16 protein-coding genes, 1 tRNA gene and 1 pseudogene are annotated in these 11,045 nt (G+C 72.2%); 12 read left to right on the top strand and 6 right to left on the bottom strand.

The window, feature by feature from the left end; all coding sequences use genetic code 11:
* From KME75_RS35715 to KME75_RS35665, 11 genes are all read left to right on the top strand, one after another.
* Positions 1–328, top strand: a 328-nt coding sequence (locus tag KME75_RS35715; protein WP_219419359.1) for a hypothetical protein, incomplete at its 5' end; no start/stop codon positions are given.
* Positions 329–392: 64 nt separating this feature from the next.
* Complete coding sequence (locus KME75_RS35710; protein WP_308283396.1) at positions 393–1,616, top strand: helix-turn-helix domain-containing protein; 1,224 nt, start codon at positions 393–395, stop codon at positions 1,614–1,616.
* A gap of 9 nt (positions 1,617–1,625) precedes the next feature.
* Complete coding sequence (locus KME75_RS35705) at positions 1,626–2,174, top strand: flavoprotein (RefSeq protein WP_219419357.1); 549 nt, start codon at positions 1,626–1,628, stop codon at positions 2,172–2,174.
* 107 nt (positions 2,175–2,281) lie between these two features.
* Positions 2,282–2,599 (top strand): hypothetical protein, encoded by a 318-nt coding sequence (locus KME75_RS35700; RefSeq protein WP_219419356.1) that lies wholly within the window; start codon positions 2,282–2,284, stop codon positions 2,597–2,599.
* Positions 2,599–3,330 (top strand): hypothetical protein, encoded by a 732-nt coding sequence (locus tag KME75_RS35695; RefSeq protein ID WP_219419355.1) that lies wholly within the window; start codon positions 2,599–2,601, stop codon positions 3,328–3,330. Before KME75_RS35700 ends, KME75_RS35695 begins: the two co-directional genes overlap by 1 nt.
* Complete coding sequence (locus KME75_RS35690; RefSeq protein WP_308283395.1) at positions 3,323–4,129, top strand: FtsK/SpoIIIE domain-containing protein; 807 nt, start codon at positions 3,323–3,325, stop codon at positions 4,127–4,129. Before KME75_RS35695 ends, KME75_RS35690 begins: the two co-directional genes overlap by 8 nt.
* Positions 4,126–4,398, top strand: a complete 273-nt coding sequence (locus KME75_RS35685) for a hypothetical protein (protein WP_219419354.1) — start codon at positions 4,126–4,128, stop codon at positions 4,396–4,398. The genes KME75_RS35690 and KME75_RS35685 overlap by 4 nt, the downstream gene beginning before the upstream one ends.
* On the top strand, positions 4,395–4,661 hold the full coding sequence (locus tag KME75_RS35680; protein WP_219419353.1) for a hypothetical protein: 267 nt from the start codon (positions 4,395–4,397) through the stop codon (positions 4,659–4,661). The genes KME75_RS35685 and KME75_RS35680 overlap by 4 nt, the downstream gene beginning before the upstream one ends.
* On the top strand, positions 4,661–6,220 hold the full coding sequence (locus KME75_RS35675) for a replication initiator (protein WP_246633494.1): 1,560 nt from the start codon (positions 4,661–4,663) through the stop codon (positions 6,218–6,220). Before KME75_RS35680 ends, KME75_RS35675 begins: the two co-directional genes overlap by 1 nt.
* A gap of 10 nt (positions 6,221–6,230) precedes the next feature.
* Positions 6,231–6,410: a helix-turn-helix transcriptional regulator gene (locus KME75_RS35670; RefSeq protein ID WP_219419352.1), complete on the top strand. Its 180-nt coding sequence runs from the start codon at positions 6,231–6,233 to the stop codon at positions 6,408–6,410.
* Between the two features lie 13 nt (positions 6,411–6,423).
* Positions 6,424–7,572, top strand: a complete 1,149-nt coding sequence (locus KME75_RS35665; RefSeq protein WP_246633495.1) for a site-specific integrase — start codon at positions 6,424–6,426, stop codon at positions 7,570–7,572.
* Between the two features lie 63 nt (positions 7,573–7,635).
* Here the strand turns inward: KME75_RS35665 and KME75_RS35660 are convergent.
* The 5 genes and pseudogenes from KME75_RS35660 to KME75_RS45350 form a co-directional block, all read right to left on the bottom strand.
* Positions 7,636–7,713: transfer RNA gene (locus KME75_RS35660), tRNA-Ile, on the bottom strand.
* Positions 7,714–7,748: 35 nt separating this feature from the next.
* The gene (locus KME75_RS35655; protein WP_219419350.1) at positions 7,749–8,081 is read right to left on the bottom strand and encodes a YrdB family protein; all 333 of its coding nucleotides are present in this window, start codon (positions 8,079–8,081) and stop codon (positions 7,749–7,751) included.
* Complete coding sequence (locus tag KME75_RS35650; RefSeq protein WP_219419349.1) at positions 8,078–8,776, bottom strand: EcsC family protein; 699 nt, start codon at positions 8,774–8,776, stop codon at positions 8,078–8,080. The genes KME75_RS35655 and KME75_RS35650 overlap by 4 nt, the downstream gene beginning before the upstream one ends.
* A 30-nt stretch (positions 8,777–8,806) precedes the next feature.
* Positions 8,807–8,911: a hypothetical protein gene (locus tag KME75_RS45355; RefSeq protein ID WP_308283393.1), complete on the bottom strand. Its 105-nt coding sequence runs from the start codon at positions 8,909–8,911 to the stop codon at positions 8,807–8,809.
* Positions 8,912–9,044: 133 nt separating this feature from the next.
* Positions 9,045–9,356: pseudogene (locus KME75_RS45350) on the bottom strand (DUF2268 domain-containing putative Zn-dependent protease); the annotation flags it as partial.
* A gap of 514 nt (positions 9,357–9,870) precedes the next feature.
* Between KME75_RS45350 and KME75_RS35640 the strand changes: the two are divergent.
* Positions 9,871–10,431 carry a hypothetical protein gene (locus tag KME75_RS35640; RefSeq protein ID WP_219419348.1) on the top strand — a complete coding sequence of 187 codons (561 nt, stop codon included), beginning with the start codon at positions 9,871–9,873 and terminating at the stop codon, positions 10,429–10,431.
* 178 nt (positions 10,432–10,609) lie between these two features.
* Here KME75_RS35640 and KME75_RS35635 read toward each other — a convergent pair.
* On the bottom strand, positions 10,610–11,045 hold a 436-nt coding region (locus KME75_RS35635; protein WP_219419347.1), incomplete at its 5' end, for a hypothetical protein.

Raw genomic sequence — 11,045 nt, 5'->3', positions numbered from 1 at the left:
ACCCGCTGGCGGGCGCTGCAGCGCATCACTACCAGCCCGTCGAAAATCGGGCGGATCGTCGCAGGAGCACTCGTGCTCACCCACTTCGAACACCAACTCCGAAACCAATCTTGCTGAGATCACCTCATTGAAGAAGCCGTACTCCGCAGTCTTTGGCAAGCCACTTGGGCAGGAGGACAGCGTTCTCTATAAGAAACTCTCACGACTGGCGCGCCTTCGTAACGACATAGTCCATAAGGGAACGCCGATCGACAGGAGCGAGGGTTGGTCGCTTGTAGTTGCCGCTCAACAACTGTTCGAGCTGCTCGACGCTAAGACCGATTTGTAGCTCTCAAGAGGAGAGAGGAGACGAGTCAGGAAGAAATAGGTGGTCAAGTCCTGTCGCATGCGAGATGATTGACCACATGCAGCACGCAACGACAGGCGAGAGAGTAGCAGCGTATCGCCGTCGACGTGGCTTGAGTCAGACCGCGTTGGCTGGACTTGTTGGCCGATCCGAGTCGTGGCTGTCGCAGGTTGAGCGAGGTGTGCGCTCGGTTGACCGCCTTTCAATCCTGCTCGACATGGCGAAGGTGCTGCATGTCGATGTGGAGGCGCTGACCGGTCGTCCATGGCAGTACGCCCCAAACGGCATGACGCTGGTCGATGATCTCGACAGCATTCGGCGTGTGCTCGTGCGGTACACCGCCCTGACCGGTGGCGCGGCCGCGATCGACGATCCGCTCCCTCCCGAGGCGCTGCACTCCCGGGCAGCTGACATCCACACGCAGTACCAGGCCGCCAACTACACTCGCGTGATCCGCGAGCTGCCCGAGCTGCTCGTCGCCGCCGATCGGGTGCAAATCTCAGGAAACGGAAACCGTGAGCACTTGCTCGGCTATGTATCGGTCTATGTGGTCGGCGCGAAGCTACTGACCAAGCTCGGTTCCGCCGACCTCGCAGCCGTAGCCGCCGATCGGGCTGCGATGACGGCTGGTGCGCTGGACTCCCTAGCCGCGCAGGGCATGGCCATCTATCAGGTCGTGTGCGCGCTGCTGCGGTCCGACCGCACCGAGGAAGCCGAGACGCTGGCGGTCACGATGGCGGAGCGACTGACGCCGCACGTCCGCTCCGATGAACCGTCGCTCCTGTCAATCACGGGTGCGCTCTGGCTGATTTCCGCCGTGATCGCCGGGAGGAACACCGACCGCACGCAGGCGTGGCGCCGGCTCGACCAGGCGGACGCGCTCGCCGCGTTGCTCGGGACCGACGCCAACCACGCCTGGACGGCGTTCGGGCCGACGAACGTTGCCATTCACCGAGTTTCGGTCGCGGCCGAGCTGGGCGATCCCACAGAAGCGCTTGCGGCTGCGGCGGCCGTGGACGTCGACCGGCTGCCTCCCGGCCTGCACAGCCGGCGGGCCCAGGTGCACCTTGATCTCGCCTGGGCGCAGTCGCAGCGGAAGCGCGACGCGGAAGCCACTCTGCACCTGCTGGAAGCGGAACGGGCCGCGCCCGAATCGATCCGCTACAACGTCATGGCGCGAGAGACCCTGCGCGAGATGCTGGGCCGGCAGCGCAAGAAGCCCACCCGCACTCTCACCGACCTCGCGGCGCGGGCCGGCGCACTGGAGTAGAACGGGCGCGTGACCGACGCCCTGACCCTCGTCGTCTGCGGCGCCCCGCTCGCGGAGCGCGCGCCCGACGCCGCCGCCGCGCTCGTCGGGCTCGGCTGGACGGTCACCGTCGTCGGCACGCCGGCCTCCCGAGGCTGGCTCGACCTCGACGGCGTCGAGCGCGCAACCGGCCGCCCCGTGCTGTTCGAGCAGCGACAAGCCGGCCAGGCGCGCGGACCGCGCCCCGTCGCCGTCGTCGCCTGCCCGCTGACGATGAACTCGGGAAGCAAGGCGGCCAGCGCGATCATGGACACCTACGCGACCGGGGTCCTGTGCGACGCGCTCGCGGCCGGCCTGCCGCTGACGCTCGTCCCGATGGTCAGTGATCGGCTCTGGTCGCACCCGGCGTGGTCCGGCCACCTCGACACGCTCGCCGCCGCCGGCGCCCGGTTCGTAAACCCGATCACGGGGCTGGTGGGGAAGCCCGAACCCGTGCAGTCTGGCACCGGCCCCGAGGTGGTCGCCGGCTTCGACCCGGCCGCCCTCGCACGCGTCGTAGGCCCTTCCCCACGCTCGTAGACGTCCACCACCAACCCGCACTTCTGTGCGGGTGGTACGCGTGTGCGCGGTGCGGCTCCTGATCGGCGGTTCCCTTCCTCCTGCATCCCTCATCAGCAGGAGGAACCGTGAAGCTGCTCATCGACACCTCGCACATGGCCTTCCACGTCGGCCGCCCCTTCGAGCGCCGCCTCGACGACAACGGCGTGCAGCGCCTCGACCGCAAGACCCGCGCCCCGCTTTGGTCCGCGCAGCTCGTCGTCATGAGCGACGAGGGCGCCGCCACGATCAACGTCACCGTGGCCGGCGACCCGCCGCACCTTCAGCAGGGCCAGCAGGTCACGCCCGTGCAGCTCGTCGCGATCCCCTGGGCGCGCAACGGCCGCGACGGCGTCGCGTACCGCGCTGCCGAGGTCCGCCCGCTCGCCGCGGCCAAGGCGTCCTGATGGCCGCCACCATCGCCCGCCCCTCGCGCGATCGGCTCGCGCGGTCGGAGCCGTTCGAGGTGTTCACCCGCCCGCAGCGGTCGTGGCCGGCCCGGGTGTTCGGGCTGATCGTGCGGCTGCGCGCCGAGATCACCACCGCCGTCGTCGTCCTCTCCGTCTGGGCCTGGGTGGCCGGCCGGCTGCGCGCCCTGGCCGGCGACCCGGTCCCGGTCGGGCTGGCGGACCCGCCGCTATCGTGGTGGGCGCTGCACTGGCCCGGCGCCGTCGCCGCCGCGCTGCTGCTCGTTGTCCTGGTCGTGGTCGCCGTCGTCCCGGCCTCGCGCCGGCTCGTGCAGCGGCGGGCGCTGGCGGTGCTGACCCGGCATCGGCTGCGGGCGGTGTTCGTCCAGTGCCGGGTGATGAACTGGACCGGCAACCTCCCCCTCCTGCTCTGGGCCCGCCCGACGGCGGTCGGGGAACGGGTGTGGGTGCTGCTCCGCGTGGGGATCGACGGGGTGGACGTCGAGCGCGCTCTCGGGCACATCGCGGCCGGCTGCTTCGCCCGCGACGCCCGCGTCACCGTGGTCCGCTCGATGACCGCCCTCGTCGCCGTCGAGGTCATCCGCCGCGACCCGCTGGCCGGGACCGCGCACACCTCCCCGCACGCCGCCGCCCTGCCCGTCGCCCGGCCCGCCGCCCCGCCGGCTCGTCAGCGCCGGCTCGTGCCGGTCAGAGGTGGTCAGGGTGCGTGACCTGCTGCGCCGGCCCCGCCCCGCCCGTGTGGTGCTGCCGGTGTCGATCTGGGACCCGGTGCATCTGGGGATCTACGAGAACGCCGCCCCCGTCCGCCCGTACCTGATCTACAAGAACCTGCTCACGGCCGGTGAGCCGGGGTCGGGGAAGTCGGGGGCGCTGAACAACATCTGCGCCCACGCCGCCCTCGCCGGCGACTGCCGGCTGTGGCTGATGGACGGCAAGGAGGTTGAGCTCGGCCTGTGGCGGGCGTGTGCGGAGCGGTTCGTCGGCCCCGACCCGGCCGAGGCGCTGGACACCCTCGCCGAGCTCCAAGCCGAGATGCAGCGCCGCTACGCCACCCTGCGCGCCGCGCGGCGGCGGCACATCGTCCGCGACGACACCGTGCACGCCGTGGTGCTGGTGATCGATGAACTCGCCTACTACTCCGCCACCGCCGGGGACAAGAAGCAGCGCGAGCAGTTCGCCCTACTGCTGCGCGACCTCGTCGCCCGCGGTCGGGCGGCTGGGGTGATCGTCGTCGCCGCCACCCAGCGACCGTCGCACGACATCATCCCGACCTCGCTGCGGGACCTATTCGGCTACCGGCTCGCGTTCCGCTGCACCACCGAAACCAGCTCCGACATCGTGCTCGGGCACGGCTGGCACGCCCGCGGCTACGACGCCTCCCAGCTCGACCCGGCCGCGCCCGGCGTGGGGTGGCTGCTCGCCGAGGACGGCACCCCCGCCCGGATGCGCTGCTCCTGGCTCACCGACGACGACATCGACCTCATCGCCCGGAAGGCGGCCACGCCGTGAACGTCCCAGACCTGCGTCCGCTGGACGTCGAACCGATCAACATCCGGCCCCCGTTCGACGTCTGCCGGACCCTGATCTACGACCTGGAAACCTCCCGGCGGGACTACCTCGCCGCCGTGCACGAGCCGCTCGCCGGGGTCGAGCTGGGCGCCTACGACCACCGGATGATCGCCTGGGTGGCCGGCTGGGACACCCCCACCGTCGGCACGATCGTGTCGCTGCTGCACCGGGCCCGCGCCGCCGCCCCGCTCGCCGGGGTTGGGTCGTGAACCGCGCCCGCGAGTACCGGCTGATCATGGCCGGCGTCGGCCTGGTGGCCGTCGTCGGGGTGCCCTCGAGCGTGTGGCCGGTCATCGACCTGGTGGCGACGGCCGGCCTGCTCGGGCTCCTCGCCCTGGCCGTCGCAGGCTACTGGGGGCGAGAGCTGGTGCGGGAGCTGCGGTTCCGCGCGGACATGCGCGCCCTCAACGCCCACGACTGCGACTCCGCCGCTCTCGCTACTGCCCGCGCTGCTGAGGTGGCCGGCCGGTGATGAGCACCGCGCCCGCCCGACCCACCGACCACCCGGGATGCGGGCCTGTCCTGCACCCCGGGTTGGTGGCCGGGCTGGTCGAGCGGGCCGGCTCCTCCGACTACGACCGCTGGCTGGGGCACGTCCGGGCCGCCGCCGGCTGCTCACACCCGATCCGGCTGCGCGGGGACCTGCACACCGTCGAACCTGCCACCGGCCGCATTGTCACCTCGGCGAGCACGGACGGGATGCCCGACGGGGTGCTCTACGTCCCGTGCGGCAACCGCCGCGCCACCGTCTGCCCCTCCTGCGCGGAGACCTACCGCGCCGACACCTTCCACCTCGTCCGCGCCGGCCTCGCCGGCGGCAAGGGTGTCCCCCCAACGGTCGCCGAGCACCCGTGCGTGTTCCTCACCGGCACCGCCCCCTCGTTCGGTGCGGTGCACACCCACCACCGCGACGGCCGCCCCTGCCGCCCTCGTCGCGACGCCCCCACCTGCCCGCACGGCGTCGTGCAGGAATGCCGCGCCCGACACGCCGACGACGACCGGGCCCTCGGGCGGCCGCTGTGCCTTGACTGCTACGACCACGCCCATCAGGTCGTGTGGAACGCCTGGGCCGGCGAGCTGTGGCGCCGCTCGATGAACACCGCCAACCGGCACCTCCGCGCGCTCGCCGACCGGCACGCCGGCGGCCGGCTGCGCCTGTCCTACGCGAAGGTGGCGGAGTTCCAGCGGCGCGGGGTCGCGCACGTCCACGCCATGGTGCGTCTCGACGCCGTCGACCCGGACGACCCCGACGCCATCGTCGCCCCGCCCGCCTCGATCACCTCCGCACACCTCGCGGTCCTGCTCCGCGACGCCCTCGCCGCCACCTCGTTCACGACCCCGCCGCACCCGACGAACCCGGCCGGGTGGCCGATCGCCTGGGGAGCGCAGCTGGACCCGCGACAGGTTCGGCTCACCGTCCGCGACGTCGACGACACCGGGCACATCACCACCGGCGCCGTGGCCGGCTACCTGGCCAAGTACGCCACCAAGGCCACCGAGATCACCGGCCACGCCTCCGCCCGGCTCACCGACGACACGATCGCGCTGCACACCGACCCACGCACCCACGCCGGCCGGCTCGTCGCCGCCTGCTGGCACCTCGGGCAGGCGCCGACTGACGTCCTCATCGCCCACCGCGAGTGGGAACGCCGGCACGCCGCCGAAGAGGGCGGCGACCCGCTCGCCGAGTGGATGGCCAGCTACGGACGCCTGCGCCGCTGGGCGCACATGCTCGGCTTCGGCGGCCACTTCTCCACCAAGTCCCGCCGGTACTCGACCACCCTCGGCGCGCTGCGGGAAGCCCGCCGGGCCTGGCGCCGCGCCCAGCTCGACGAGCACCGGCCGGCCGACGAGCGCGCCGACGACGACTCGGCCGGCGAGGAGACCACCGTCGTCATCGGCGCCCTGGCCTTCGCCGGCATCGGCTGGCACACCACCGCAGACGCCCTGCTCGCCAACACCGCCGCCGCCAACGCCCGCGAGCACCGGCTCACCGCTCGCGAGGAACTCACCACCAACCCCGTGATCTGAGAGGCACGCCATGTTGACCAAGGAACGACTGTGGACCGTCCAGGACGTCTCGGAGTACCTGGGCGTGCCGGTCCAGACTCTCTACACCTGGCGCAGCCAGGGCTACGGGCCGGAGGGCAAGCGGGTCGGCCGGTACGTGCGCTACCGCGCCGAGGACGTCCGGCGCTGGTTCGAGTCGCTGCAGGACTGAGGAGGTCGACGTGATGGGCCGCCCGCCGCTGCCGATCGGCACCTACGGGAAGATCAGGACCTACCCGCTGGCGTCCGGTGCCGGCTTCCGGGCCACCACGATGTTCCGCGACAACGACGGGCGGACGCGGCCCGTCGAGCGGCGGGGCAAGTCGGCTGCGGCTGCCGTGCGGGAGCTGAAGAAGGCCCTGAAGGACCGCACCGGCCCGGCGGCCGGCGAGATCACCGGGGACACCCGGGTCAAGGTCCTCGCCGGCCTCTACCTCGCCGAGGTCAGGCGCCGGCGGCAGGGCACGACCTACGACACCTACGCCCTCCACATGCGCAACCACGTCCTGCCGGCCTTCGGCGAGATGCGCGCTCGGGAGGTCACGGTGTCACGGGTCGACGCCTTCCTCCGGACCTGCGAGCGCACGCTGAGCGCCAACACCGTCCGCAGTGTGCGCACGGTCATCTCCGGGACGCTCGCCCACGCCGCCCGGCTCGGCGCGATCCCGTCCAACCCGGTGCGGGACGCCGGCCCCATGGAGAGCACCAGGAAGGAGGTCCGCGCGCTCACCGCCGAGGAACGGGCCGACCTGCTCGGCAAACTGGACGCCGACGACATCGCGCAGAGCCACGACCTGCCCGACCTCGTGGTCTTCCTGCTCGGTACGGGATGCCGGATCGGTGAGACCATCGCCGCCCAGGTCGGCGCGATCGACTGGGACGCCGCGACGATCACGATCGCCGCGAACATCGTCCGGGTGCGCGGCGCCGGCCTGGTCCGGCACGACGGCAAGACGTTCTCGTCGCGGCGGGTGCTGCCGCTGCCGGGCTTCCTCGTCAAGCTCCTGATCAACCGGGGTCTGCGGGACGCGCCCGCCGACGCGATGATCTTCCCGAACACGCAGGGCGGCTGGCGGGACCCCCACAACACCGGGGGCCGGCTCCGGGAGGCGTTCGCGCGCGCCGGCTACGGCTGGGTCACCTCGCACGTCTTCCGCAAGACCGCGATCACGGTCCTGGACCACGCCGGCCTGACCGCTCGGGCCATCGCCGGCCACAGCGGGCACGCCCGGCCGTCGATCACCCAGGACGTCTACATGGATAAGCGGGCCGAGGGCAGGCAGGCAGCGGACGCCCTCGACGACGCGATGGGTTCGATGCGGCGCGGCGTTTAGTGTGGGTAACCCGTGGCGTCGATCTTGGTTGCGACGAGCTATGGACCTGCTGACCTGCGGCATTGGTGGGGCGGGTGGGGTTCGAACCCACGACCTGACGGATTATGAGTCCGCTGCTCTGACCAGCTGAGCTACCGCCCCGGCACGCCGAGGCTAGCGCCGAGATCGAGCGGGCCTCACGCCCGCCCCCACACCGTGGCGAGCGCGAGGTTCACCACCGCCACCGCCGCGAGCACCAGCGTGAGCCCTGCGTGTCCGGCGGCGGCGAGCGCGGCCGACGCCACGGCGAACACCGCGAGCTTCGCGACCAGCCGCCAGGGCATCGGGACGCGGCGGGCGGATTTCGGGGCGAGCCAGGTCCCCCAGCCGACCGCCAACAGAGCCGGGGCGCCCAGGCCCAGGACGACCGCGGCGATCAGGTTCGGGCCGACGGTGAAGCCCCAGACGGCGAGGGCAGCGAGGGCCGCCAGCTCCAGTACGAACGCCAGGAGGTCGTTCGCCGCCCTCATCCCTGACCTGTCGGCTGCTCGTCGACCAGTTCCGCGTCGATCACCGCCGGCGTGGACCAGGGCAGCAGCGGTGGGAAGGTGCGCATCGCGTAGCCCGCGATCGTCTTGCAGCTCACCCCGTCCACCGTGGCGCCGATGGGGCCCCCGACCAGGGGCACGAGCTTGGTCAGGTTGACCACGCCCTTCTCCCCCGCCTTGGTCACCAGCCGGTAGCCCACCCGCTTGTTGATCTCGATGAGGACGCGGCCGGGCAGTTTCTGCAGGGCCGCCGTGGTGGACTTCCGGCCGATCTCGATGCCCGCCTTCTTCAGCGTCGCCGCGCCCGCGCTGCCCAGCAGGGAGACGAGGATCGCGCTCCGGACCTCCTCGCTCTCCACGTCGTAGCCGCGCAGGTCCGCGATGCCCGCCGTCATCCGGGTGGCGATGATGTAGAGCCCCGCCGTCGCCGCCGGGACGGTCACGGGCAGGGTGGCGATACCGCCGAGCCCGGTCACGAAACCGGACGCGGCGGCGAGCCGCACGTGCGTCGCCACCAGCTTCCGGATCGCCTCCTCCGGGTCGCCGCCGGCGGAGACGAGGTGTTCGGCGGCGATCGCCGTGGCGGCCTGGAGCGGGCCGCCGCCGCGGATTCCGACGTCCACGATCTGCTCGACGAGCCGCTCCCCCAGCGCTGCGAGCGCGTTGTCGTCCGCCATCGGCCCTCCCTCGGTCGACGGCAGTCTGCCTCATCCGACGGCGGCGCTGATCACCTCGTCCCGGTCGACGAGCAGGGCCTCCGCCGCGGTCCGGCCGGACTTCGCCAGGTAGGCGTCGACGAGGCGGTTGCCCACCGCGTACCCGGCGCCGGTGGGCAGTCCGACGGGTGTGCCGCCGAACCGGGTCGCGGCCGCGTCCCCCGTGCACCCACGCCACGAAGTTCTGCATGCCGGTGACGTCGAGGTTCGCCACGACCTTCGCGAACACCGCGTCGTCGTCCAGCGCCGGGAGCCCGGTGCGGGTGTAGCCGAGCTCGCCGTACAGCTGGCGCGCGAACGCGTCCGCCAGGCCCTCGCTGACGATCTGCTCCCCGACGGTGACGGTCGCGGGGTCCCACGGCACCGTGCTGTAGCGCAGGTTGTGGTTCAGCTCGTGGACCGCCACGGCCTCCAGTCGCGCGAGGTTCTCCGCACTGGGCGAGAAGCAGAACCAGAGGTATCCGCCGACGCTGCCGTTGGCCGTCATCCCGAGGCTGACGTCCATGAAGTGCGCATCAGACGGGTCGCCGAGGACGATCATCGCCTGGAGCGTGTCGGGGGTGGCGATACCGGGCGTCGCCTCGAGCTGCCGGGCGAGCCCGTCGTGCAACGCGGCCTCGATGCGGTGCCAGGCAGCCTCCGCGTGCAGCGCCTCGAGGGCGGGCAGGGCGCGGTCGTCGTCGCGGTCCACCCGGAAGCCGCTGCCCATGTGGTGCAGGGCGACGAGGTCCGGCTCTCCCGGGAAGTACCGGTACATGCCCGCGACCGGCTCGAGCATCCGGCGCAGGAGCTCGGGACGCTCCGCGAGCGGCGCCGTGAGGATCTCCCGCATCGCCGAGTGGCTGTCGTGGACGATGATCTCCATGGCGCCGACGGTAGGGGTTGACGCACCGTCAACGGCAACCGCGAAAGGACCGCCGGACGCACGCATGCCTGGCGGACTATCTCCGAACGGGACTCTTCGGTAATGTCAGGGTGACTTAGCGTGAGGAGTTCGAGATGCCGACCAGTGGCCTCGATCGGCTCGTCACTCGCGTGATCGGAACGATGTGCCAGTGGCTCTGGGGATTCACCCCCGGATGATCCCGGAGATCGTCGCCCGGTTGGGAGCCGTCAGGGCGGTGGCCTGGTTCGCTTCCCACTTCCCCCGCTACCTCCTCACGCTGCAGATCCTCGGACCCGTGCGCTTCCACCTCGCGTGCGTGGCGATCTCCCTGCACAACAGCTGCACCTACTGCGCCTTCGGCCATGCCTATGGCCTCGAGCTGATCTACCTGCGCCGGTACGACCGGCTGTTCCCCGCCGACGCCCGCACGCTCGCCGGCTGGCTGGGCCTCGGCCCCCGGGAGCTCGGCACCCGGCTCCGCGGCGTCCTGCAGGAGGCCGGGCTGCACCCCGAGGCGCTGTGGGTCGACCGGACGCTCGCGCTGGCCTCCGGCGCCCAGCGGCCGGTCGACGCCGCCGAGGCGCGCATTGCCCACCTCGTCCGCATGCTCGGCACGATGAACAAGATCGCCATCGAGAGCGGGGTGCAGCCCGACGAGGCGCAGAACCCGATCAACAAGAACGCCGTGATCAAGGCGCGGCACGCCGCGATGCGGGCCGAGGTCGCCTGACGCACCGGCCCTCAACCCCAGGTCGCGCGCGCCGGCGCGGCGTCGGTGAAGTACGGCGCCGTGTAGCACACGACGATGTCGGCGCCCGCCCGTCTCGATCGCGCGTGAGACACGTTCTCGGGACGGCGATCGGCCCGGCCCCCGCACGGGGGACCGGGCCGTCGAGCAGCGGGCAGGATCAGTGCGTCATGGCGTGGGCCCGCTTGCGGGCGTCCTTGGCGACGCCCTCGGCCTGGTGGGCGACCTCGGTGCCGAGCGCCGATGCGCGGGCGGCGACGTCGTGGCCGAGCCGGGAGGCCTGGTCGAGCACGCCGGGGGCCTTCTTCTCCAGCCGGGCGCGCTTCTTGGCGGCCGCCTTCTGCAGCTCGGCGCCGCGCTTGGCGGCGTGCTTCTGCAGCTCCGCGCTGCGCTTGGCCGCCTGCTTCTGAAGCACGGCACCCCGCTTCTCGGCACGCTTGCGGGCCTTCGCCGCGCGCTTGGACAGGTCGGCGCCGGCGTGGGCGGCCCGTCCCGACGCCGCGGCGCCCGCCGCGGGCGCGAGGCCGGCCAGCCCGGCGGCGATCCCGGCGACCTTGCCCGAGGTGTCGTGCGCCGCCCCGGAGAGCCGGCCGCCC

It is taken from the genome of Pseudonocardia nigra, from assembly GCF_019396355.1.
In the GTDB taxonomy this organism is placed as follows: Bacteria; Actinomycetota; Actinomycetes; order Mycobacteriales; family Pseudonocardiaceae; genus Pseudonocardia; species Pseudonocardia nigra.
The sequence above is the reverse complement of the archived record's forward strand: the minus strand, read 5'-3'. Positions and strand labels throughout refer to the sequence as shown.